We start from the raw sequence: 24,076 nt of genomic DNA on the forward strand, positions 1-24,076 counted from the left end.
TAAGGGTTTGTGATAAATTTTAAAGTATTCTTTCAGAAAAAATAAACAGTTTACCATGGATTGTATTCATTCAAATATTTCTCGTTCCAAGGCATGTAAGAAATTCCTGTCCTTTTTTCCATTAAGTTCTTTGATAGTATTATTGCTGTTTGGCGCTTGCCAGTCTAAAACAGCGTCTGATTCCGAACTTCTGAACAGATCGCTGGCCTACCATGATCCGCAAGGTAACTGGTCGAAGCTTAAAACCCGCCTGTACTTAAGTAGCGCCGATACAGCCGGTCAGGAGCATACCTTTGAGATAGAGCTGGACAACTCCACAGGTTACTTTGCCCACATCAGCCGTCAGGATGGAAAAGAGGTGGTTAAAGGCTTTGCCGACGGCAACGATTTTTACCTGTTGGACGGTAATCCGGTAATCAGTGAAGAAGATCGGGAGAAGTACGGACTGACGCCAAAATCTTTGAAATGGGTTCATAGTTTTTATCCATACCTCTATGGTCTCCCGATGAAACTTACCGATGCCGGTGTCAAAGTTACTCAAGCTGGACGGGTCGAGGAGTTTGATGGAAAACCATACCAGGTATTAGATGTAAACTTTGATTTATCTGTAGGCTCGGATAACTGGTTTTTCTACCTTGAACCTGAAACTTTTGCTTTGAAAGCGTATCGCTTTAACCACGGAGACCCGAAGAGCGGGGAATATATTTTACTGGAACAAGAGGAGGATGTGGAGTGTATTAAAATGCCGAAGGTACGCAAATGGTATTGGAACAAAAACAATGAATACATCGGCACCGATATTTTAATTAAATCTGAACCACTGACCTCTTATAGAAACTGATTTCTCTTAACGTTTGACTTTTACATGAACAAGCTTTATTCTTTTCTATTGGTAATAAGCGCAATTTCATATGCATGTTCTTCTGATGAAAAATCCAAAGGTGCAGCAGACAGGGGAGGTGCCAATGGGGTTGCAGCCAATGATAAGCGTGAGCCGGGCAGTCTTAGTATTCTATCGAAATCACTTACTTTCCATGCTTCTTTTGATGAGGGAGCAGATGCTGATTTCGCGCTTGGGGATCCTCGGATCTATTCCGGTAAAACAGCGGCTGATCAACAAAACCCAGGACCCTCAGAACCTGGGCTTGGAAATCCTGCCTTAGCGATTGTACAAGGAGAGGGGGAATTTGGGGATGCCCTTGAATTCACCTTAGAGAATAGTCATGTGGTTTTTTTTAAAGCGGAGAAGAATGTACCCTATACTACTAAAGACTTTAGTGGTACGCTCTCTTTTTGGCTAAAGCTGGATCCCCAAAAAATACCTCAAACGTATACAGATCCTGTGCAGCTTACGGATAAAGACTACTCCAATTCTGCCATCTGGGTAGATTTCACGAAGAATGATACACCTTCAGATTTCCGGCTGGGAATTTTCGGCGATCAAAAGGTCTGGGACAAAAAGAACCTGAAAGGTGCCGGTGAAGAATTTTTCTGGCGACTGTTAAAAATCGTCAAGCCACCATTTTCTTCTGATAAGTGGACGCATGTAGTAGTCACCTGGGAAGGCATCAATACAGATGAGATTGCTCGGGGAAAGCTTTATTTCGATGCCAAGTTTCAAGGCGAAACGGGTGGAATAACCGAGCCCTTTGTCTGGCACTTGTCAGAGGCCAAGATCAGGTTAGGCACAGGCCCATTTGTAGGGATGTTTGATGATTTAGCAATTTTTGATCGCTCCCTGACGCCTGATGAAGTTAGAGACCTTTACGAATTGAACGGTGGGGTGACAGATTTGAATCCTTATATAAATGGTGATTTTGTTAAATAATTAGCAACCACTTACGCTCGACTTTTTAAATAATTTTCCCTATCCTTCCCATCTCTATATCTACAACTTTAACCGAGTATCTCAAAAATCCGGTGGAAGTTAAAAAAGCCCCAAAGGGCTAATATTTCAAGATTCATCTGACCGACTCGTTTGCCTTCTACTCGTCCATCTTTAAGCTTACGAAGATGCTGCGAAACTGCCGGAGTCGTCATATCAAGGATATCGGAAAGGTCACATGGACACAGTTGTTTTTCGGTTGACAGAGATCTTGAACCGAACCTCATTTCCTGCTAAAGACAGAACTTCACTGATGCGATTAAAGGATTCCTGATTTTCAGAAAGCATTGATTTGCATTGGTTGAAACCAATCGGTTCTTCACTCACTTTTTCACCTGATGGAACCTCCTCATAATGTCAAATGATCCCGAAAATCCATGTCTTTCTCTCAGATAGATTTTGGTGGTGCGGACATTGGCGTGACCAAGAACCTGTCTGATATCTTCTTCCGAGTTACCCATGTAGGCCATGTGGTTGGCCAGTGTATGTCTCGGTATGTGCCCTGTCAACGTAGGTATCCCCATTGTTTCACTGACTCGTTTTAATGCACTGTTATGACGGGTTCTAGCTCGATGAATATCGTACTCCTGTTCTTGAGTGAAATCCTTTCCGTTTTCGAGTGAATCTTTGAAATCATCATAACTCAACATGGGAAAAATAAATTGTGATGGTAGATCTTTCACCAACTTAAAGAAATACCTTATTATTTGGTCCTCCAGTCGATTTTGGATGTCCTGAGGTAAGCTAAGAAACGTAGGACTTTTCGAAGCTATAATTTCCTGTCCGCCCGTGAGAAAGTTAGGCACGAAGCACGAACCTTGTAGAAACCACTTATCCCCCATGTTTTCTTAGATGCAAAAATAGTTCCTTAAGAGTTTACAAATACCGATAAGATAAATCTCTTTTTCTTTTGCAGAATCATGTAAATTTATTAAAATAGTGCAATGAAATATATGAAAAATATAATAAATACAATTTTATGTAATTCTTGACTTGTAAAAAGCATTTCATTTTAAATCACCCATTTGAGAACTGTTCCAGTGAAAAATGAAAAGTATATTGCTGACATATCTTCGTCTTTTTACTTTTATCGTTGCAGGTAGTAGTTATGGCCAGACCTACACTTATAATCCTACCAAGACCAATTGCACCTCGAGTTGGACAGATGGCAATTGCTGGGACAAAGTAAATATCTCTGGATGTTCAAATAATTCGACGAGCCTTTATCCTCCCTTGGCTTCTGCTGGGAGCTTGCCAAGTCTAAACTCTTACAAGGACAACTGTCAAGTAAATGTGAATATCAATCATAATTTGCTGATTAATCCAGATTTTGACTTTGCATTTTTAGGCTCGAATTATAGAATATATCTGGGAGATAATGTCTCTCTCAGTACTTGGAGAAATCTTTATTTACTTGAAAGAGCTACTGTAAGATTTTTAAAGTCAACAGGAACTAGTAATGCCCTAGTCAATCTGATAAATATATTCTACTCCAAACAGGCACAATTTTATGTTGAAGATAGGGTAGAAGTAGAAAGTTATAATATCATATACCCAACCAACAGTCAATACGAGGGTATTCTTTTCCATATAAGCCCCTTAGGAGTTTTGAAGGTCATCGAAACTCTGGCTTTTGTAAATGGAAATTCTAATAAAATAATAGTCGAAGGGCTATTCATAGTGTCAAATCTTATTCTTGATGCCGGAAACCCGGGTTTTACGGCATCTGATATTAATTTAAAAAACGCGCTGCTGATCAAAGGAGCCGGTAGATCCAATGTCTGTAGCGGAATCAGTATAGCAGGAGATTCTTATGTAGCCGTAGAAGCCAATGGTTCTCTTAATATTGAGTCTTTTAATCTGAGTGGATCGACTTTATTTGAAAACTGGGGAAATATAAATACTAACTCTGTTAATATTTCCGGAGAACCTCGTTTCAGGTTGTTTTCTGATTCTCAGTTTGCCAACCAATACTTTAATGTAAACTCAGGAGAGCCGCAATATTTTAAGTGTGGAACCCAGGTTGCCAGCATCAGCACAGATCTGTCAGGTTGCACAGCGGCATATACTGTCATAACTGATCAAAATTATTGGGATTCCTCAACCGGAGATTGGTGTTTTAGAATCTTACCGATCAAAGTCACTGAAGAAAAGCTTGTTTACAACAAAGAAATCCCTTCGGTAATCCTTCATTGGACTACTATCAAAGAAACCGGAAATGACCATTTTGAAATCGAAAGGTCGATACAAGGCATTGCTGATTTTAAAAAAATAGGAGAAATCAAAAGCCAGGGATTTTCTATGGATACCCTTTCTTATCAGTTTAGAGATAATAAGCTTCCTCTTAACGGCGAGCGCTTGTATTATAGGATTCGGTACTTAGAGTCCAATGAACTTTATTCATTTGGAAAGGTGATGTCTGTTTTGCCTATTGTTGATCTTGCAATCGAAACTAAATGGTTTGCCTATCCAAACCCGAATAAAGGGAAAATATTACAGGTCAATTTAGGAAATGCCAGATTGACTGAACTCATCGAATTCAGGATTTTCTCTCATCTGTTCTTCAGCCAAAATTACCAGGCTACCGATGAAACAGAAATGAATAGGATATTGACAGAATTAGCGGGGAACTTGCCTATTGGGCTTAACTTTTTGGAGATCAGATCTGGAAATCGGATTGAAATCCTCAAGGTTTTGGTGGAGAAGTAGTTTTGTTTCTTTCTGAAGAGATACCGCATGGTCCTCATAAAGAAAATGGTTGGCATTATGAAAACTAATTTTAGTAGATATCATAAAGCCCACAATATATTTATACAATTTTTGAGATTTTGTAAGTCCTTATTTTTCAAAAAATCCAGATAACTCTATGATTAGTTCTAAATCCCTTTTAAATGGTCCACAAAGAATATCCTTATGTAGATTCTTCTAACTTATCTTCTTTTGACGATAAGTCAGATCTGATTTTTCGAACTTCCTCAAAATCGTTACGAAGAAGCTGGTACCCGTGAGGATGAGGAAAAAAATCAGGAATAGAAAATCACGAAAAAATCGGTTGAAATCAATCGGTTATACACTTACTTTTTCAACTGATGAAACCGTTTCATAATGTCAAATGACCCCGAAAACCCATGTCTTTCTCTAAGGTAGATCTTCGTTGTTCGGACGTTGGCGTGACCAAGTACCTGTCTGATATCTTCTTCGGAGTTCCCCATGTATGCCATGTGGTTGGCCAGTGTATGTCTTGGTACGTGTCCTGTTAAGGTAGGTATACCCATTGTTTCACTTACTAGTTTTAATGCACTGTTATGTCGGGTTCTGGCTCGATGAAGAAGGTACTCCTGTTCCTGAGTAAAGTCCTTACCATTTTCGAGTGAATCTTTGAAATCATCATAACTCAACATGGGAAAAATAAATTGTGATGGTAGATCTTTCACCAACTTAAAGAAATACCTTATTATTTGGTCCTCCAGTCGATTTTGGATGTCCTGAAGGTAATGTGTCAGCTCTGAATCAGATTGTAGACTGGTGACCTGTCTAATGACCCCGGTGAGTTGGTCATGATTCATGTCAGTAAAATCAATTCCATCAAGGCGGAATAGTTGCTGGACAGATCGGGCATCAAGGATCACTTTACCCAGCTTTACTTCATTCATTGCTTGGAGGTATTGATCTGGGTAGTAAACCTTTAAGACCTTCATCATCGGGAAATATCGAACTTATGATTTCCCACTTTCCTTTCGTACTACATAGATTATTTAGTACATCTAGCTGATTTACAGCAGATAATATGTGCTCTATTTGTGGTTTTAAGTTCGATTTCTTTCCTGTTAGCGTTGCAAGCACTCTTTCACTTTTTTTTATCTCTTCTTAGTAATTTGATATTTTATTGCCTGGAAATCTGCACTATCCACTGTTTATTTAAAATGAAAATATTCAAATCCTCCTTAAATGATAATATGAGAAATTTTCTCATATTAGATAAAACAATCATATGATTTGCTTATTTTTGAGAATATCTCTCATAACTAGATAATGTTAATAGAATTCTCTGTAGGAAACTACTTGTCCTTTAAATCAAAAACGACGTTAAGTCTAGAGGCTTCCTCCATCAAAGAGCATGTGGATACGAATCTCTTTTCTACGGAACGTTACGACTTGCTGCGAGGTGCGGTAATTTACGGCCCAAATGCAAGTGGTAAGAGCAACTTGGTCAAAGCCATGTCTACTATGAGGAGAATGGTATTGCAATCCTTTGAACAATCTTCTGCTGATGAATTAGATATCATCCCCTTTTTATTAAATACAGAAACCGAGCACTCCCCATCTTACTTTGAAGCGGTATTTCTGATTGACGGTATTCGATACCGATATGGATTTGAAGTGGATGATCGAATAATCCACTCAGAATGGCTTTTTGAAGCCCAAAAGCTTGCTGAAAAACCCATGTTCCTACGCGAAAGGGAAGGGATTGAGGTGATGAAAGGTTTTCCTGAAGGTAAGGACTTAGAGGAGCGCACACGGGACAATGCTTTGTTTCTAGCAGTGACCGACCAGTTCAATGGCAAGATCGCCAAGAAAATCATGAAGTGGTTCAACAACTTCATTGCTATTTCAGGCTTGAAGCATGAAGGATACAAAGGGATAACTTTTGATATGCTGGAGAACAGGCAAACACGCAGTACGCTTCTGAATTTCTACAAAAAACTAGATTTGGGCTTTGAGGATATATCCATTATTAAAAAGCCGTTCGATCCAAAGGAATTACCCGGAGAAATGCCGGAAGTAATGGTAAAACAACTGGTCACCGATCTGGAAGGATCCTTTCGGATGGACATCAAAACAATTCACAGGAAATATGATAAGCTAGGCAAAGTAATCGGTGATGTTGAGTTTGACATGCGTAGCCAGGAATCATCGGGAACAAATAAGCTATTCAATATCTCCGGGCCAGTATTCGATGTATTGAATGATGGAGGATTGCTGGTTGTTGATGAACTGGATGCAAGTTTACATCCGCTTTTGACGCTTGCGATCACCAAATTGTTTAATTCCAGGGAACTTAACCCAAATAATGCCCAGTTGATCTTTGCTACCCATGATACCAACCTGTTGAATTATGGCAATTATCGAAGGGACCAGATCTATTTTGTGGAAAAAGACAACTATGGGGCGTCAGAAATGTACTCTTTAGTAGAATATAAAGAAGAAGGTAAAACTATCCGGAAGGACCGTTCTTTCGAAAAAGACTATATCGAGGGGCGTTATGGTGCTATTCCGTTTATTGGTAACCTTTCAAAACTAGGTGTGGGATGGCAAGGAAGATAAAAATCCCAAACGAGCACCTGAAGCGATTTGCTAGAGAAGAGCAAAAGAGGAAAAAGGACTTTAGAACAAAACGTCAGTTTTACCTGATTGTCTGTGAGGGAGAAAAGACCGAACCCCAATTACTTCAAGGGCTTGAAGGAGGATTTGCCAAGAGGAGTCTTAACCTATTATCAGATAGATATAGAAGGGACGGGCAGAAATACACAGTCATTGGTTGATGAAGCACTCCGGCTAAAATTTGCCTACGAAAAAGAAAACAGTAGACCCATTGACCGGCTCTGGGTAGTTTTTGACCGAGATAGCTTTTCTGCCAATGATTTTAATAGTGCTATTCATCGATGCAGAGATTCAAACCCTGAAATCGGATGCGCCTGGAGCAATGAAGCATTTGAACTCTGGTACCTTCTGCATTTTCATTTTTACAACAATGGAATTGGCAGGGCGGAATATCAAGGGCTGATAGAAGGCAACCTTCGTCCCCATCTTGGTGAAAACTACCGATACGAGAAAAATAGTGAAGAAATGTATAGCTTACTTAAAACCTACGGAAACCAGGAAGATGCCATCCGAAATGCTAAACGGCTAACTGCAAATTTTGAAGGCAGACAGGACTATGCGAATCACAATCCAAGTACGATGGTGTGGAAGTTGGGGGAAGAAATAAAAACACTAAAATAGCCATAGCTGGCAAAGGTTCAATGAGGAGTATTTCCTTCTCATCAAGAATTCAACTCTTCCAATCCCTTTTCACAGGACGTGAAGATGTGTTTGCTATTCGTTGGGAAAAAGGAAACAAATCGGGCTATATGCCAGCCTGTATTTATGACCCATATCGACTTCGGGCACATAAAATGAATGGAGGTTCATTCCAGAATTTCACCGAAAAGTCTTATCTACAACTTACAGATGAACAAATTCAAAAGCATCTGGATGGTTTTCATCATATTGGGGTTTACCCATTATTACAAGATAATACCACTTGGTTTTTAGCAGCAGATTTTGACAAAGCCAATTGGCAAGATGAAGCCGTTACTTTTCTTAATGCTTGTAAGGAAAAAGAAATCCCGGCATACTTGGAGCGTTCACGCTCGGGAAATGGCGGGCACGTCTGGGTGTTTTTTGATAAACCTTATCCTGCCATAAAAAGTCGAAAAATATTCATATCAATTTTAGAAAAGTCGGGAGCATTCTCAATGTTTGATAAAAGTTCCAGCTTTGACAGATTGTTCCCAAATCAGGATTTCCTTTCAGGTAAAGGTTTCGGCAACCTGATTGCCTTGCCTCTATTTAAGCCAACTTTTGAAAAAGGAAATAATTGTTTTATCAATCCAGAAACTTTTGAACCTTATCTCGACCAATGGCAATTTCTAAATGGAATTAAACGAGCTTCAACAGAAGCTTTGGAGCAGTTGTATCAGGAATTTTCATCCACACAAAATTTACCAATTATCCATACTGAAGGAAAACTGACAATTTCACTCAAGCAAAGTATCCGTATTCAAAGAAATGGATTGACTATTCCGTTAATCAATTTTTTAAAGGAAGAGCTGAATTTCGCCAATTCGGAATTTTTCATCAAAAAGAAATCAGGAAAAAATACTTTTGGAATAGACCGGTATTTTAAACTCGTAGAAGAAAAGGAGAATGAAGTCAGTATTCCAAGAGGTTTTATCGGGAAATTACTTCGGTTTTGCAAAGAACGGAATTTGGATTTCGATTTTCAAGACCAACGAAAACGCAATGAATTAATCCCCTATACATTCAATGCTAAATTAAGGAGGCATCAAAGCAAAGTTATTGAAGCCGTTTCGAAAAAGGATTTTGGAGTTATTGTGGCTCCTCCAAGTTCGGGTAAAACGATTATGGGTTTGAAGATTATTGCAGAGAAAAAACAACCGGCTTTAATCGTTGTGCATCGCAAATTATTATTGGAACAGTGGCAGGAACGCGTTCAGGCGTTTCTTGGAATCCCCAAACAAGAAATCGGCATTATTGGTCAGGGAAAAGCAAAAATCGGCAAGCAAATTACCATTGCAACCATTCAAAGTTTGCCTAAGCAAATAGAACAAATCCATAGTCAATTTGGAATTATTATGGTGGATGAATGTCATCATATTCCGGCAGCATCTTTTCACAATACCATTGAAAATCTGGAGACATATTATTTGTATGGCTTAACGGCAACCCCTTTCAGAAAGTACAATGATGATAAACTGATTTTTGCTTATTTGGGAGATGTGATATCGGAAGTTTTGACCACAGAAATTGAAGACTTCAAACACGCTCAAATTATTGTCAGAAATACAAATTTGGATATTCCCTTCAATTCTAAAACGGATAATTTTGAAACGCTTTCAAAGATTTTGGTCCATGATTCAGAACGTAATAAGGCCATCCTGATTGACATCAAAAATGAATTGTCAAAGGGCAAACGGATTGCCATTATCACAGAAAGAAAAGAACATATTGATGCGCTTTACCTTTTTCTAAAACAATCTTACGAAGTCGTTACCCTAAGTGGAGATGATGTTGAAACTAGCAGGAAATCGAAGTGGCAGACTTTACAGCAAGGCAATTTCCAGGTATTGATTACCACTGGGCAGTTTTTGGTGAAGGGTCGGATTTGTCAAATATCAGTTCTTTGTTTTTAGTCTATCCATTTTCTTTCAAAGGTAAACTGATTCAATACATTGGTCGTGTACAACGCGCCGAAACCAATCCAACAATATATGACTATCGGGACTTAAAAATTGATTACCTGAACAAATTGTTTTTAAAACGAAACACTTATTACCGTCAGATTGTCAAACAAGCAAGTCTGTTTGACGAACCAACTGAGTTTATCCCTGAAAGGGAAAGTTTGGTCATTGAACAACAAATTAAAGTAGCAATAGAAGATTTAGATTTCAGGTATGGAAATGTTGGCTTTGATTACACAGGGAAAGAAAATAACCAGCGGTTCAATTTTGAAATAGAGAACGAAGAATTTAGACCGGAATTTGAAGTCCTAAAGCCTTATTTTAGTAAGGTTTTGAAATCTAAATCTGTTAAGGTAGAAATTTATGTAGAGGTTGAAAATGGAGTAATTGTATCACAATTAGCTTCTTCCCCCGAGATAGAAAACATCAATAAGGAACTTATTGAAAGCGTAAAGTTTCAATTTCTGAATAAAGGTTTTATAGGTCAGGCACAAGCATCTAAGAAGAATATTCTTACAACAAGCGACCTGCCTAGAAGCCAGAATATTTACACTAATTCTGAAAGTATACTGGAGGATTTGCTTAGAGGAAAGCTATACAAGCATTCTAAACATATCCGGTTTTTAGCAGAGAGGCACGAAAGAACTGTAATGAAACTCAGGTTTGTTTTGCAACCATTTTCATTCGTATTTATGGTTGCTGGCAAACAATATTATCACATCATTTTAGAAACTTTAGATACGGAAGAGGCTACCTACATTTGGCATTCAGAAAAAAGTAAATCTGCACTAATGGAGGCTTTAAAGCAAATTGACCAAGAACTGAACAGCATTCGGGAAAAAGGACGGCAAGGCTATTTGGAAACTATTCCGCAGAACTTTTCAAGAGTCGTTCACGATTATTCTGATAATAATAAGGGTTTTATCATTTGGAAAGGGCAGTTAGAAGAACTCTTTACTTAAGTTGACTACTTGTTCACAGAAACTCTCCAATATCAAAATCACTCAAATCACCTACCCGCATAATGGAAGCATATTCTTCCGTTTCATATGAGCGTGTGCAAGTACAGGAATAGGCTTGATTTTATCCGTTTAGTTGTTCAAAATTTAATTTAATGAGTTTGTGAATACCCTCAAATCTCCTCAAATCTTCCAGTAAAAAGTTCGATATTTGTCCTGCTGGGGCTACTACATTGAAAATCAATAAATTAAGGAATGGGTGTCATTTCTTTTTTTGTCGGTTTACCCCAACATTACAGTGACTTGATCAATTTTTTGGATTACTACCTCAAAACCTAAACTCAGTGTATTCAGATCTTTGATAGGATTAGGCCAATTTATAATTGGCAAAATTTTTCTGGTTGTGTCAATTTCTAGCGAATTATATATTCGTTTGGATAGAAGAGTGAAGATGCTGAAATCAAACTCCATATTGTCTAAGTCAACCTGATCTTGGCCTTGATGATGTATCGATTTCAGCAATAGTTATTTAAAGGCTTAAATCAATCTTCTTATAGAATGCCTCTCCGTCTATTGTTTTTCCTTCTATGCGAATTTCCAGCCGTTGAACTCCATAAGGGATTTTGACCTTAACTTTGAAAACCCCTTCTACACTCAGGGCATTAGGCTCCCAATAGATCGTCGGCTTTCTCTTTAGATACTGATCGGCAGGGGGATCTTTGGGAAATTTCGTAAAATCGGTAAAACCTGCCATGGGAAAAATCTGGAACCCTTCCGAATTGAATTTTCTATCGGGATCTGAAAGAGTTCTAAATCCTTTCTTGGTTTCAATCATTATTACACCTGCATAACCGGCCATTCCAAAAATGGATTTGCTTATATTATCTGAGTAGACTTTGATGGATTCCAATTGGGAAGGCTCAAAAGAATCAAGTATTTCATGAAAATCTAGGCCAGAAAGAAATGGAAGACTTTGCCCATTTAGAATAATTAAAGGACTTCCAACTTTTTCTCCGAAATTGTAGTTGCCAAACTTCCCTCCCCTGAACCTTAGTTTACCCCAAATTTCTGGCATTGTCAATCGCTCCAGCTCCTCGGGTCCAACCTGCTGAGTTGGCTCACCGTACCCATAATTTCGATCTGCCATCGTCTCTTTTATTCGCACTTCTTCTTTGACAAACTCTTCCAGAAGAATATAATCCCCGGAGATATCGAGGGGATTTTCAGTGGAAGGAACGGGTAGTATCTGGTACCTGATCTTTGGAAATTGGGAAGAGGGAGCAGGTTTGCTGAATGTGTTCAATTCGACAGAGCCAAAAGGTCTCAATTTACTGTCCACTGCTGCTACTGCAATCTGGGCAGTATCCTTAAAATACAATCCTGTGGCCCAAAACCTACCCGCAGAATCAGTGGTCACCTGTCCGTAATCTTCCAAATCTCCACGAACAATGGTTATCGGGTTGATGAGAGGACGACGTTTGTTGTCAGGAATAAACCTACCCTGTATCGATATTCCATATTCGATCGGATAGGAAAGATCTGATTCAAAATCCTTGGGGAGGGGATCGTCGAGCCAATTCATCGCCTGTTCAAGACTGTTTGCTTGCCGTACATCGATAACGGATTCCGCATCTGTAATACTGAGGATAAACTCACCCTCAATCGGATTTTGGAAACCGTCGATTAGTGCCACACTCAGGCCCATCACCCGATAGCTGAGCGAATCACTGAGGGTGAATGAAGTGTTGACCTCAATTTCCCCAACATAAGTCTCGGATTCGGGAATATCGACCTTTGGCCAGTATCCGGGTTCCAAAACCAAAAAGGGAGTCAAAAACTGATCGAGTTCTCCAAAATTCCGATTCCAATGTGTATAGGCTCGAAGGGCATAATCACCTGGCTTCAGATCCTGCGGAACCACCAAACCACCTGAAATCTTATCCTGCAGGATAGGGAAAGTGGCTGATTGAATGACCTCTGAATTGGAATTAATCAAATCCACATAGACCACCCTGCTGAGTGAATCTCCTATAACAGGCTCTTGGTAGAGCATCCTCCCACCGATCCAAGCCATTTCGCCGGGATAGAAATAGGACTTGTTGGTTGTCAGCCATACTTTTTCTCTGAGACGGTTGAGTTGGACAGCAGGATCTTTGACAACTACCTCTGTTTGGAAGCTATCGGCTATGAAATCAGATTGGGGAGTAAAGTCAAGCGGAAGGGTTCGGGCTACCCGCTGTCTTCCGAGATATCCAGAAAGAATCAGCTGGGTGGGATTGAGGAGGTTTCCGTTTCGATCTATATCATAAAAGCCTTCTGGGGTCTGAATCCAACTGATAGGATGGAAGATAGTGCTGTAATAATCGTTTGACCATTTCTTATCCAGGTGGTGGATTTCTATTTTATCACGAAGGAAAATACGGAAGTTTCCATCACCCAAGGGTCTTCTTAGGATGGAATCCTTCTTCAGGGGGATGATAGTTTCATTGAGTTCAGCGATAAAGTCGTTCGATCTTCTCCGGTCCAGTCTTCCGGGTACGTTTCTGAACAAGGCAAAATAGGATGAGTCGGGGGTATTGAGGAGGATAGATTGATTCAGGTACCTCAAAGAACTAGAGAAATTGGCTTGTCGGGCATTTTCCCATTCTGATTTTTTTTTTGAATCTGATTTATTCAGTGGTTTGTAAAATACCTGGCCAAAGAACCTTGAACCTGTTCGCATCATACGAAAATCCTGAAGGTAATATTCAATTTCATAACCAAGAGCCGAGTTGATGATTTTCAAGGGTTCTTGTGCTGATGCCTGGTGATAGTTTGGTCCTTGGTCGGACTTGACTTTGTCAAACTCCAAGACCCAGGGATTCAGGATTTCAATTTGGGATTTGAAAGGATCGTCTGGTACCGCCAAAAACACCTCTTCGAATTTCTTGAATTTTCGTTCCCAGGATTTATCACGCTTGGCTTTGAGCTCAATTTCGGAAAGATTGGACTCATTGAAGCTAAGCTCAAAAATCACCTCCGCTTGGTTTTGACCCTCAAAGGAAACGGATTTGACCTCGGTCATATAGCCCATAAAAGAGGCCACCAATTCGATTTGGGAGGGGAAATTACCGGACAGACTAAATTTGCCTTCACTATCAGTGGCTATTCCCTGAGTGGTATTGTTGACAAAAACGTTGGCAAATGGAAGAGGAAGGCCTGTTGCCTTTTCTCGAACTATACCGCTTACCGTCTGTGCGGCGATGTCTCCAAACGCAAAAAAGAAAATGATTACTAATAGGCCTCTCATGTGGAATATTATTTAGGAACAGGGCATTTTGTTTGAGAATCACCATTTTTATCAAAATTATCAGATTTGAAATAAAACTGACTCAATTCAATCATTATCAGCAATTATACGGTTTAAAGGGGTTTCAATAAAATTTTGGATTTTTAAATAACGATAAAAAGAGAAGAGTGATTTTCAAAATCAAACTAAATTAGTAATTTTTTTTACTTTTATAGTTTATTTCAATATATTGTGTTGGTTCTGAAGGGAAACTGGCTAAAATTTCATTTTTATGCCAGTTTTTCGAAACTAATTATTTGCAGAAGAAATAATTCTTAGTTCTTTTCAAGAATTCTCGTTTATGGATTGATTTGTTATTTAATAGCGTATGGAAAAAATAATCTCTAATTTTTTAAAAAATCAGAAACAAGAGAGATATTAATCCTGGTGGTGAGGTGAAGCAGGATCCAACTTCGAAATACTTCCACACTGGTACGACCCAGAAAAAGCATCACCTGCGCCACTAAAACCAAATAGATAAACCCAATATCCTGGTTTTGAATCCCTACATCAACAATGCTTTGGGTTAAAAAGGGAAAAATAAGCTGTAAAAGACTTCCTGCCAAAAGTCCCACACACAACTGGATAATCAGGCTCTTGTAGTTGGTCAAGTACTGATAAAGAAAGCCCAGTGAACGCTTTTCGCTTTCCTCCCAATTCTGCTTCTTAAAGGCTGGGGTAACTTCCAATAACAGGGTAATGCCTTCCGTGGAATATTCGTCAGCATTGTTGCCTATCCACCTTGAAATAAATTCATCCTTCGTATAGCTGATCAACCCGTAAGCAGGATCAGAAATATAGACTATATTTTTTTTAATTCGATAGACCACTACATAGTGGTTTTTATTCCAATGCACAATCAGGGGCATTGGAGCGGTCTTTAGCTTTTCAAAATTAAGCTTGGCTCCAATGCTCTTAAATCCAATAGACTCAGCCGCATCGCTCAGTTTGAGCATACTGCTTCCTTCGCGGGTCGTCTCAGAGATTTCACGGATTTCCTTGATCGATATCAGCTTACCATAGTGCTTGGCTATTATCCGAAGACAGGTGGGGCCACAGTCTTTGGAATCGGGCTGCTTATAGAAGGGGAAGGACTTTATCAAGTTTGATTTGATTAAATAATTTCAACTGGTATAATATTTGGTGTTTAATGATCCGATAATTTTCAACTATCTCTCTAATTGAATCACTTTATAGATTGCCTCTCCATCCAACGACCTGCCTTCAACCTGGATTCGCAATCTATCTATTCCATAAGGCACTTTGACGTTTACTTGGAATACCCCATTGCTTGTCTTTGCTTTTGGCTCCCAGTAGATGGTAGGTTTTTTCCTAAGGTATTGATCAGCTGGAGGATTTTTCGGAAATTCAGGAAAAGTGGTAAACCCCGGAATAGAAAAAAACTGAAAACCTTCTGAATTGAATTTTTTGTTAGGATTTTTACTATACCGCTGACCTCTTTTGGTGTTTAAAACCACCACCCCTGCATAGCCTGCCATTCCAAAAACACTGGAGCTAAATGTGTAAATCCCAACAGATTCAAGCTCCTGCGGCTGATAGGATTCGATAATTTCTTTAAATTCTTGATTTTCTAAAAACGGATAAGGTGCTCCATCGATAATCAATAAAGGAGCACCTGTTCTTTGCCCTACATTAAAATTTCCAAGCCTATAATTGGTTGAATTAAAACCCATTCTTTGTAAAACATTCATCATGTTTAAACTCATTGACAACTGATCCTTGGACATCACCCGGTCCGGCTCCCCATATCCGAACCACTGAGATCTTTCATCTTCTACCTTCACTCCTTCCTTGACAAACTCTTCCAAAAGAATATAGTCCCCTGAGATATCCAAAAAGTAATCCTCCGAGGGAACGGCAACTTTCCGGTATGCCAGTTTCGGATAATTGGTTCCTAATACTGGTTTATCCATAGGTATCAATTCTACTGACCCAAAAGGTCTAAGCTTATCATTAACAGCAGCCACAGCTATCTGGGCAGTGTCTTGGTAGTTCAAGCCAGTCGCCCAAAAGTATCCCGAAGAATCCGTCATGACTTGCCCGTAATCTTCCAGATCTCCCCGGACTATGGTAATAGGGTTGACCAAGCCTTGACGTTTATTATCCGGAGTAAACTTACCCTGAATTGATATCCCGTACTCCACCGGATAGCTGAGACTGCTCTTATAGGTTTCTGGCAAATCTTCATCCAGCCAATTCATAGCCTGCTCTAGCCGGATTCCCTGATTCATATCGACTACCTGATCAGCATCAGTTATGGAAAGAACAAACTCCCCGTCAATGGGATTTTCGAACTCGTCAATTAAGTTAAATTCTAAATCCATGACCCGATAGCTTAACGAATCGACAATGGTAAAATCAGATTTTATGGCTATGGCATCCGGGAAAATCTCTGATTCAGTTGTCCCTACCTCAGGCCTAAAGCCTTCCTCCATCACCAAAAAGGGAGCTATAAATTGATCCGCCTCCGGAAAATTAAGCTTCCAACTTGTATAAGCCCGAATGGCATAATCTCCCGGTTTCATTTCTTTAGGCAATACCAAGCCTCCTTCAATTCTGCCTTGCCGGATAGGGAAAGTTGCAGATTGGACAACCTCAAAGTTCTCCCTTATAATATCCACATGAACTACACGACTTAGCGAATCAGCCAAAAATGCGTCTTGGTAGAGCATATGCCCGCCAATCCAAGCTGTTTCTCGGGGATAGAAATAGGATTTGTTGGTAGTCAGCCATACTTTTTCCCGAAAGCGATTGAGTTCGGTATTTGGCCCAGTGATGATCTCCTCAGATCGGGTATCGCCAGCCTGAAATTCAGATTGTGGGACAAAGTCAAGCGGAAGGGTTCGGGCTACCCGTTGACGGCCAAGATATCCGGAGAGAACCAACTGGGTAGGATTGAGAAGGGTTCCGTTTCGATCTATATTGTAAAATCCTTCCGGGGCCTCAATCCAGCTAATTGGGTGATGAATGTTCGTATAGTAATCATTTGGCCAAGGCTTGTCAATATGATGTATTTCCAAGCGGTCTGTCAAGAAAATACGAAAGTTACCATCCCCTAGAGGCCTTCGTAGAATGGAATCTTTCTGAATCGGAAAAATAGATTGGTTCAGTTCAACGGAGAAGTCATTGGTTTTACGTCGATTTGTTTGATCGGGTAGCGTTTTAAACAAACTAAAATAAACTGAATCTGGAGAATTGAGTAGAATAGACTGGTTGAGTTTTCGTAACGAACTGTGATAGTTGACTTGCCTCGCATATTCCCAGCTTAATTCCTCTTGGGTATCAATTGGAGTTAATGGTTCATAGTGTACCTGACCGAAATATCTTGACCCATTACGCAAAAGGCGAAAGTCTTGAAGATAATAGTTCATACGATAACCTAGTGCCCAATTGGTGATTTTCAGGGGTTCTTGTGCTGATGCCTGGAGATAGTTTGGACCTTGGTCGGACTTGACTTTGTCAAACTCCAAGACCCAGGGATTGAGAATTTCAATTTGGGATTTGAAAGGATCGTCCGGTACAGCCAAAAACACCTCTTCGAATTTCTTGAATTTTCGTTCCCAGGATTTATCACGCTTGGCTTTGAGCTCAATTTCGGAAAGATTGGACTCATTGAAGCTAAGCTCAAAAATCACCTCCGCTTGGTTTTGACCCTCAAAGGAAACGGATTTGACCTCGGTCATATAGCCCATAAAAGAGGCCACCAATTCGATTTGGGAAGGAAAATCACCGGACAGGCTAAACTTACCTTCGCTATCGGTGGCTATTCCCTGAGTGGTATTGTTGACAAAAACGTTAGCAAATGGAAGAGGAAGGCCTGTTGCCTTTTCTCGAACTACACCGCTTACCGTCTGTGCGGCGATGCTTCCAACAGCAAAAAAGAATACAAGCAAAAATAATTTTCTCATAAAAGAATCACAGCTATGACGAATAGGATAAGAATTTTTCACTTCAATTTTTCAAAAACACAATAAGGCAATGTGGAAAGCCACAGTGGATTGGCGACCCAATACTTAGCCTTGTCAGAGGCTAGGTAACAATCATATACACGAAACTCTATAATTCCCCTATTAAGTCTAGATCTTATTTGTCAGAAGGTTTCTTGGCTTGACCCGAGACCAAATTAAGAATTTCGTCGAGAATATCTAGCAGAGTAGGAACACTTTAATTGGCTTGAAAAATGTGTTAGTTGGGTTGATTTAAGTGCAGATGCTAGAGAAGCTGGATAGCGGGTGGTTTGTAGTATATTTTGATGTGACTGCTTCTCCAACTGGGATTAGTAAAATTACCGTTGGACTGGTTGGGGTTTACAACTCATATCTTTAAACGGAACCAAAAAACAGAATAAAGGTATAGCCAGATTTACAAACTAAGTACAGCTTTGTTGATACTGCGGTGTAGGAAGCACACCTTTATTTTTTCCTCTTCGAGTCTGAATAGTACCCAAGCATGAAGGATTCCTTCAATGTTCCATACCGATGAGTAAAGATTATGAGAGGATCCTATTTTTCTAACTACAAATTGTATGTTAAAATATTCTCTCGGGCTGGATATTTCCAGTAAATCCATCCATGGCTGTTTATCCACTATAGATTGTAGCCAAAAAGTCTCCGTAAAGACTACCTAGACTTTTACCAATTCCAAAGCTGGTTTTAAACCCATGGGTTCTTGGATTAGAAAGAACCAAAAGGATAAAGATATTCCTTTGGTTATCTGTATGGAAGCTACTGGAAATTACCATGAGTCTTGTGCTTTGTACCTGTTTGAAAAGGACTATTCTGTGTCAGTGGTTTTACCTAACAAAGCGAAGAATTATCTCAGATCGCTTGGAAATAAGTCGAAAAAAGACAGCATAGACTCTAAAGGCCTTGCTCAGATGGGAGCAGAACAATGCCTGCCTGTCTGGTCATCCTTTGGCAGTTTTTTCTATGAACTCCGTTCTTTGACTAGACATCACCAAAGTTTGCAAGAACAAAAGACCATCTCAAAAAATCAGCTCCATGCCATTAAAAACGGTATGTATTTCTCAAAGGCAATTGAAAAGCAATTGGAGAATATGATTAAACTGATCGACAAGCAGCATGATCAGCTTGCATCTGCGATCAAGAATCAACTTCAATCAGAGGAAGGAATTTGGGAAAGGGCCAGTAATATTTGTAGAATTAAAGGAGTTGGGATGCTGACAACTGCGATAGTATTGGCTGAAACGAACGGATTTGAATTTTTTGAAAATGCCAAACAACTAGTCAGCAATTCTGGCTATGATGTGATTGAACACCAATCAGGAAATCACAATGGAAAAACCAAAATTTCAAAAAAAGGCAATTCAAGGATCAGAAGGGCTATGTTCATGCCGGCATTCCAGGCGATCACTTACAAGGTGAAGCCATTCTACAGCCTATTCAATCGCACCTACGAAAAGCATGGCTTGAAAATGAAAAGCTATGTTGCAGTCCAAAAGAAAATCCTTACCACGATCTACGCATGATGGAAAACCTACACACCATTCAACGAGTCCTATCAACCCCAAATGTCCAAAGAACAGGAGCTGGACCTTTCCTCTTCGGTATCGTAAAAGTAAAAATTTTCTAAAACTTCTTGTTTTTAAAGATAGTACCTCATATCAGACGTAGATTCAAGCGTGTGGATGATGATGTATTGTCTGGGGTGGGTTGACGGTGGAGAACTGAATGAAAAGCAAGCCTCACAGTATTATTCTTGCGAAGTCATTCAAAGCGACCAGGGTAAGACATTAGCGGGGAAAGTGGATTAAAGGACATTTACCTAATAATACCAATCAATTTTAACTCANCAGGGTAAGACATTAGCGGGGAAAGTGGATTAAAGGACATTTACCTAATAATACCAATCAATTTTAACTCACCCTGAAGATGGTCAGATACCTGGTTTTTTTATGCCTCATTCCGAGACGTGTTTCAGAATTTTGCTTTTGAGGATCTCAAGTTATTCTAAATAAAAAAAGGAGCCTGAATACAGGCCCCTGAATTTGATATCGAAATATACTGGATTACTAATTATTAGGCCATGCGCCCCAATTGCTGCAATGACTTGCCTGATCAGTTTTTCCGATATTAGTTTGAATACCCGTGTAGCCAGCATTCATAACTGCTCTTGGAGAAAAATGAAATTTGTCATTGGCCTCACTAAGAAATAATTCACCGAAATGTGCCTGACTTAGTCCGTGTCCGGTTTCATGAAGGACAACTGTCTCAACATCAATATTACTTCCATCAGCCCATGAGAAGGCATCGTTATAATAAATATCCCGGAATGCCACATCATCTTTTCCATTATTGTCAATATCTGTAGGTTCAATACCATCTAACCAAAGAAATGTGAATGTAACTCCTAAGACATTACTGCCTGGTCCAAAAACAGCATCCGCTACTGTGGTATTAAATCCTGAATGCATAATGTCCGTGAAGAAAAAAGATCCTTCTGCTCCACTGGTTACAAGTGCTTCAACATACCCAAGGTCAAATGGGCTTGCTCCCAGACTCGTTAGTTCTAAACCTTTAGAACAAGAAATATTGTCCCAGGTATTCATTGCTCTAAGGATTGCTTCATCAGTCTGAGCCTGACTCAATCCACTTGTTGTTGCACCTTCAGTTCCATCAAGGGCATAGGCAATATCAGAGAAGCCACCTCTACGCAAGTCTCCGGGCACGAAGTCAGCATCCAATTGTTTGTTGCCTCTATCATTAAAAAAAACTGTATTGCCAGCCCCGTCAGCTCCATAATATTCTATTTTTCCCAGTTGAAGGGAATGAGCCGCAAGAGACTCATTGATAGAGGCCATCCAGTTTACAATTCCTCCCGCCTGTCGGGCATTGTTGACAGTTTTGATTTCAACATTTATTCTGTTCAACCTTTCTAATATGAAGCCATCTTTGGAAATAGAAGGTGACTGTAGTTCGCCATCCTGACAGGCGAAAACGGAAATTAAAATACCTGAAAACACTAAAAATTTTTTCATGGTGTATGGATTTAGGTTTTTAGAAAAATGTACAATAAGATAGGAAATAAAATCAAAAATAATCGTACCAGTTGTGATGTTTTTCTTGGAAGGATCATTTGGGGAATATACGTGCCACTTTTAAAACCGAACCTGAAGATCCGGATATTTATTTGGCAACCCTGGAAGATGATGCTTCCACCAAAGCGTATGAAGAAACCTATTTCAGTCGATATGACGAGATCACGCGGATCAATGCGGATATCTTTGATCATACAGATGAGGGGATGGAAAAAACCTATTCCATGAGGCTCAGTGGCACAGGGAATGAGATCTATGGATTGGCCAAATCATTGTCTGTCATGCCAGGTGATGTGGTGTCAGCAGAAGTATGGGCTAAGTACCTGGATCCATCATCCACAGGTTCGGCGGGGACTGCTTTTGCACAATTGATAGAAGATCTCTCAAACAATGCATCATCAGTAGTGATAGATGCTATAAGTCCGGGAAGTGAAGCTATGCCCTCCTTCATTGGCCTTCTTGGTGGCAATGGGGAGCAAAATGCAGGTGCTCCAATGGCCTATTTGAATCTGATGGTGTTCGATTTGAACTTTCAACAGGTTGAGAATACCTTATTCAAGCAGATTTCAACGGCGGCACAGGAGGATGGATCGGATATAAGCCATGAATACATTTCGATTAATCCAGTCACAATAACAGAACCTGGATATGTGTATATTTATTTATCCAATGAAAATACAACTCCGGTGGAAGTATTCTTTGATGACTTTGAAGTAACCCATACACCTACTGATATTGTTCAGAAGGATGATTACTACCCTTTCGGAGGCCGGTTTAATAGCTACTCTCAAGCACCGGAAAACAAGTACCTATATAACGGGAAAGAACTTATCCCGGACCTAAACCTCAATCTATACGATTATGGAGCACGTTTTTATGACCCGGCAATAGCCCGCTGGACCAGCTCGGACCCGATGGCTGAAATGTATCAGGCCTATAGCCCGTACAATTACACTTTAAATAACCCTGTGAGACTGATCGATCCCAACGGGATGTGGGTAGAGGAAGCGGACAGATATTCAACGAATGATCCAAATGAGATAAGAGATTTTATAAGCCAGCAACAGGGGAAAGATGAAAAGGGAAAAACTTATGAAGGGGGTACACTTGATGAAGTTACAGTTACTGCATCACGAATTAATGACGGAGAAAATTTTGGGAGAAATTATAGTTTAGGGGATTTTGGGACAGGCTTAAGCCTTGCTGGAGAAGGGATGTGGTTACTTGGAGAAAATAGAAGCACAAGTCTTTATCAGCAAGGGTTTAGGAGAGGTTTGAGCGGCAATTATCAATTAACGGGAAGAAATCTTTCCTTATTTGGTAATCAGCCAATGACATCGGCGACAAAGCCGTTTACTAGTTTGAATACAATTGGAAACTTTGGGAAAGTTTTATCAAATACAGGAACATATTTATCTGGTGCATCAGCTGTTGTTGACACCTATAGTTACACTCAGGGTAACTTAAGTGGAGCTAGATACAGCTATCATATGATTGGGACAGGTTCTTCACTTGCAGCATTGAGTTACCTAGGTGGGCCATATGGCGCTGCCATAGGAGGCTTATTTTTCTTAGGGGAAAAAGTTTGGGATATGGGGCAACCAATGAGAAACGAAATAAGTAGCCAGTATTGGCAATTTAAGAATGACTTTGATAATGCTTTAAGGAGTGGTTGGAGACCAAGGTAAATCGAAAGGAATGTTTACATATAAAATTAGTTTTGAACATCATTTTAAAAATTCGTGGCCAATTTTAATCTATTTAATTGGATCGTTTATTTTGCCTTTTTATATGAAAAATAGATTTGGGTCTGGAGATACTTGGATATTTGTCCAACTATCTGCCGCATTGTTTTTATTGTTTTTTGTTCCTTTATTAATCCTTCACATAAATTATTATTCGAGGAACAAGGGAGATATATTTTTTTATGATCCTATAGGGCAAAGAATTACAATAAACCGAAAGGGCGAGTCAGTCAGTTTTTCTTTTAGTGATATTGAATTGATAAAGCGGTTTAAATCTTATCCGTTGGCGGAAAACCGGATGCAATGGTTTCCTTGGGACAGCTACAATTACTCTGTCATTCGGCTAAAGGGAGGGCAAGAATTTATAGTAACAAGCTTATTGGTTCCTAATATGGATTTACCTATTGAATCTCGAAAGATTAAGCTGAAAAAGACATTTTATCCAATCACTCATGCTTAAGCCCGGCAAGTCCGGGTTTTTGCTTTTTATAGAGCAGCCACATTTTCTGGAAGAAATCCTTGAACTTCTTTTTGGTCATGAAGGTGTTTATCATTTTAAAGGCCAAATTTTTTTCTTCCGATTCAAGTTCAGCAATCAGTTTTAACTGTTCCATCAGGCTTTTATCTTCAATGGTCAAACAGTGAAATAGGGGCAAAAAAAATGGGCAAAGTCATTTAAAAACGACTTTGCCCACGTGGGTGGCCACCTTTAAAACCGAACCTGAAGATCCGGATATTTATTTGGCAACCCTGGAAGATGATGCTGCCACCAAAGCGTATGAACAAACCTATTTCAGTCGATATGGGGAGATCACCCGGATAAATGCGGATATCTTTGATCATACAGATGAGGGGATGGAAAAAACGTATTCCATGAGGCTCAATGGCGCAGGGAATGAGATCTATGGATTGGCCAAATCATTGGCTGTCATGCCTGGTGATGTGGTGTCAGCAGAAGTATGGGCAAAATATTTGGACCCAGAATCCACAGGTTCGGCGGGAACTGCTTTTGCGCAATTGATAGAAGATCTCTCAAACAATGCATCATCAGTAGTGA

General features: G+C 39.7%; 18 protein-coding genes and 1 pseudogene. 11 read left to right on the plus strand and 8 right to left on the minus strand.

Annotated elements, in window-relative coordinates; genetic code table 11:
- Nucleotides 1–55 precede the first annotated feature (55 nt).
- Both U3A58_RS04175 and U3A58_RS04180 read left to right on the plus strand, forming a co-directional pair.
- On the plus strand, nucleotides 56–841 hold the full coding sequence (locus tag U3A58_RS04175) for a DUF6503 family protein (RefSeq protein ID WP_323822132.1): 786 nt from the start codon (nucleotides 56–58) through the stop codon (nucleotides 839–841).
- A 24-nt stretch (nucleotides 842–865) separates the two neighbouring features.
- Nucleotides 866–1,828, plus strand: coding sequence for a LamG domain-containing protein (locus U3A58_RS04180; RefSeq protein WP_323822133.1), 963 nt, complete (start codon nucleotides 866–868; stop codon nucleotides 1,826–1,828).
- 68 nt (nucleotides 1,829–1,896) lie between these two features.
- Here U3A58_RS04180 and U3A58_RS04185 read toward each other — a convergent pair whose 3' ends face one another.
- Both U3A58_RS04185 and U3A58_RS04190 read right to left on the minus strand, forming a co-directional pair.
- Nucleotides 1,897–2,112, minus strand: a complete 216-nt coding sequence (locus tag U3A58_RS04185) for an ArsR family transcriptional regulator (protein ID WP_323822134.1) — start codon at nucleotides 2,110–2,112, stop codon at nucleotides 1,897–1,899.
- 96 nt (nucleotides 2,113–2,208) lie between these two features.
- Nucleotides 2,209–2,691 carry a tyrosine-type recombinase/integrase gene (locus U3A58_RS04190; RefSeq protein WP_323822135.1) on the minus strand — a complete coding sequence of 161 codons (483 nt, stop codon included), beginning with the start codon at nucleotides 2,689–2,691 and terminating at the stop codon, nucleotides 2,209–2,211.
- Nucleotides 2,692–2,932: 241 nt separating this feature from the next.
- Between U3A58_RS04190 and U3A58_RS04195 the strand changes: the two genes are divergently transcribed.
- Nucleotides 2,933–4,594, plus strand: a complete 1,662-nt coding sequence (locus U3A58_RS04195; protein ID WP_323822136.1) for an EVE domain-containing protein — start codon at nucleotides 2,933–2,935, stop codon at nucleotides 4,592–4,594.
- A gap of 365 nt (nucleotides 4,595–4,959) precedes the next feature.
- On the opposite strand, the gene U3A58_RS04200 is transcribed toward U3A58_RS04195, so the two are convergent.
- Nucleotides 4,960–5,586 carry a tyrosine-type recombinase/integrase gene (locus tag U3A58_RS04200; protein WP_323822137.1) on the minus strand — a complete coding sequence of 209 codons (627 nt, stop codon included), beginning with the start codon at nucleotides 5,584–5,586 and terminating at the stop codon, nucleotides 4,960–4,962.
- Nucleotides 5,587–5,917: 331 nt separating this feature from the next.
- On the opposite strand from U3A58_RS04200, the gene U3A58_RS04205 reads away from it, so the two are divergent.
- From U3A58_RS04205 to U3A58_RS04220, 4 genes are all read left to right on the plus strand, one after another.
- Nucleotides 5,918–7,210, plus strand: coding sequence for an AAA family ATPase (locus tag U3A58_RS04205; RefSeq protein ID WP_323822138.1), 1,293 nt, complete (start codon nucleotides 5,918–5,920; stop codon nucleotides 7,208–7,210).
- 93 nt (nucleotides 7,211–7,303) lie between these two features.
- Nucleotides 7,304–7,888 carry an RloB family protein gene (locus U3A58_RS04210; protein WP_323822139.1) on the plus strand — a complete coding sequence of 195 codons (585 nt, stop codon included), beginning with the start codon at nucleotides 7,304–7,306 and terminating at the stop codon, nucleotides 7,886–7,888.
- 20 nt (nucleotides 7,889–7,908) lie between these two features.
- A complete protein-coding gene (locus U3A58_RS04215) occupies nucleotides 7,909–9,861 on the plus strand; it encodes a TOTE conflict system archaeo-eukaryotic primase domain-containing protein (protein WP_323822140.1) in 1,953 nt (650 codons plus the stop codon).
- Nucleotides 9,762–10,871, plus strand: a complete 1,110-nt coding sequence (locus tag U3A58_RS04220; RefSeq protein ID WP_323822141.1) for a hypothetical protein — start codon at nucleotides 9,762–9,764, stop codon at nucleotides 10,869–10,871. Before U3A58_RS04215 ends, U3A58_RS04220 begins: the two co-directional genes overlap by 100 nt.
- A gap of 526 nt (nucleotides 10,872–11,397) precedes the next feature.
- Here U3A58_RS04220 and U3A58_RS04225 read toward each other — a convergent pair.
- The 3 genes from U3A58_RS04225 to U3A58_RS04235 all read right to left on the minus strand — a co-directional run bounded on the left by U3A58_RS04225 (nucleotide 11,398) and on the right by U3A58_RS04235 (nucleotide 18,125).
- Nucleotides 11,398–14,157 (minus strand): carboxypeptidase-like regulatory domain-containing protein, encoded by a 2,760-nt coding sequence (locus U3A58_RS04225; RefSeq protein ID WP_323822142.1) that lies wholly within the window; start codon nucleotides 14,155–14,157, stop codon nucleotides 11,398–11,400.
- Between the two features lie 383 nt (nucleotides 14,158–14,540).
- A complete protein-coding gene (locus U3A58_RS04230) occupies nucleotides 14,541–15,299 on the minus strand; it encodes a cysteine peptidase family C39 domain-containing protein (RefSeq protein WP_323822143.1) in 759 nt (252 codons plus the stop codon).
- Nucleotides 15,300–15,365: 66 nt separating this feature from the next.
- A complete protein-coding gene (locus tag U3A58_RS04235; RefSeq protein ID WP_323822144.1) occupies nucleotides 15,366–18,125 on the minus strand; it encodes a carboxypeptidase-like regulatory domain-containing protein in 2,760 nt (919 codons plus the stop codon).
- Between the two features lie 734 nt (nucleotides 18,126–18,859).
- Between U3A58_RS04235 and U3A58_RS04240 the strand changes: the two are divergent.
- Nucleotides 18,860–19,705: pseudogene (locus tag U3A58_RS04240) on the plus strand (IS110 family RNA-guided transposase); the annotation flags it as partial.
- Nucleotides 19,706–20,248: 543 nt separating this feature from the next.
- On the opposite strand, the gene U3A58_RS04245 reads toward U3A58_RS04240, so the two are convergent.
- On the minus strand, nucleotides 20,249–21,214 hold the full coding sequence (locus tag U3A58_RS04245; RefSeq protein ID WP_323822145.1) for a hypothetical protein: 966 nt from the start codon (nucleotides 21,212–21,214) through the stop codon (nucleotides 20,249–20,251).
- A 98-nt stretch (nucleotides 21,215–21,312) separates the two neighbouring features.
- Between U3A58_RS04245 and U3A58_RS04250 the strand changes: the two genes are divergently transcribed.
- Together U3A58_RS04250 and U3A58_RS04255 are read left to right on the plus strand one after the other, a co-directional pair.
- Entirely contained in the window at nucleotides 21,313–22,962 is a 1,650-nt protein-coding gene (locus tag U3A58_RS04250) for an RHS repeat-associated core domain-containing protein (protein WP_323822146.1), read from the plus strand.
- Nucleotides 22,963–22,972: 10 nt separating this feature from the next.
- Nucleotides 22,973–23,479: a PH domain-containing protein gene (locus U3A58_RS04255; RefSeq protein ID WP_323822147.1), complete on the plus strand. Its 507-nt coding sequence runs from the start codon at nucleotides 22,973–22,975 to the stop codon at nucleotides 23,477–23,479.
- Here the strand turns inward: U3A58_RS04255 and U3A58_RS04260 are convergent.
- Nucleotides 23,466–23,633: a hypothetical protein gene (locus U3A58_RS04260; RefSeq protein WP_323822148.1), complete on the minus strand. Its 168-nt coding sequence runs from the start codon at nucleotides 23,631–23,633 to the stop codon at nucleotides 23,466–23,468. The two genes, U3A58_RS04255 and U3A58_RS04260, sit on opposite strands and share 14 nt — an antisense overlap.
- 85 nt (nucleotides 23,634–23,718) lie before the next feature.
- Here U3A58_RS04260 and U3A58_RS04265 point away from each other — a divergent pair.
- A partial coding sequence (locus U3A58_RS04265; protein WP_323822149.1) for a hypothetical protein occupies nucleotides 23,719–24,076 on the plus strand: 358 nt, incomplete at its 3' end.

Source organism: Algoriphagus persicinus (assembly GCF_035156415.1).
Taxonomy (GTDB): domain Bacteria; phylum Bacteroidota; class Bacteroidia; order Cytophagales; family Cyclobacteriaceae; genus Algoriphagus; species Algoriphagus persicinus.

What these genes read in the sequence shown, in the direction of transcription:
- U3A58_RS04175 (WP_323822132.1), top strand. Translation starts at nt 56, where the DNA reads ATGGATTGTATTCATTCAAATATTTCTCGTTCCAAGGCATGTAAGAAA.
- U3A58_RS04180 (WP_323822133.1), top strand. Translation starts at nt 866, where the DNA reads ATGAACAAGCTTTATTCTTTTCTATTGGTAATAAGCGCAATTTCATAT.
- U3A58_RS04185 (WP_323822134.1), bottom strand. Translation starts at nt 2,112, where the DNA reads ATGAGGTTCGGTTCAAGATCTCTGTCAACCGAAAAACAACTGTGTCCA.
- U3A58_RS04195 (WP_323822136.1), top strand. Translation starts at nt 2,933, where the DNA reads ATGAAAAGTATATTGCTGACATATCTTCGTCTTTTTACTTTTATCGTT.
- U3A58_RS04200 (WP_323822137.1), bottom strand. Translation starts at nt 5,586, where the DNA reads ATGATGAAGGTCTTAAAGGTTTACTACCCAGATCAATACCTCCAAGCA.
- U3A58_RS04205 (WP_323822138.1), top strand. Translation starts at nt 5,918, where the DNA reads ATGTTAATAGAATTCTCTGTAGGAAACTACTTGTCCTTTAAATCAAAA.
- U3A58_RS04215 (WP_323822140.1), top strand. Translation starts at nt 7,909, where the DNA reads ATGAGGAGTATTTCCTTCTCATCAAGAATTCAACTCTTCCAATCCCTT.
- U3A58_RS04225 (WP_323822142.1), bottom strand. Translation starts at nt 14,157, where the DNA reads ATGAGAGGCCTATTAGTAATCATTTTCTTTTTTGCGTTTGGAGACATC.
- U3A58_RS04235 (WP_323822144.1), bottom strand. Translation starts at nt 18,125, where the DNA reads ATGAGAAAATTATTTTTGCTTGTATTCTTTTTTGCTGTTGGAAGCATC.
- U3A58_RS04245 (WP_323822145.1), bottom strand. Translation starts at nt 21,214, where the DNA reads ATGAAAAAATTTTTAGTGTTTTCAGGTATTTTAATTTCCGTTTTCGCC.
- U3A58_RS04255 (WP_323822147.1), top strand. Translation starts at nt 22,973, where the DNA reads ATGTTTACATATAAAATTAGTTTTGAACATCATTTTAAAAATTCGTGG.
- U3A58_RS04260 (WP_323822148.1), bottom strand. Translation starts at nt 23,633, where the DNA reads ATGGAACAGTTAAAACTGATTGCTGAACTTGAATCGGAAGAAAAAAAT.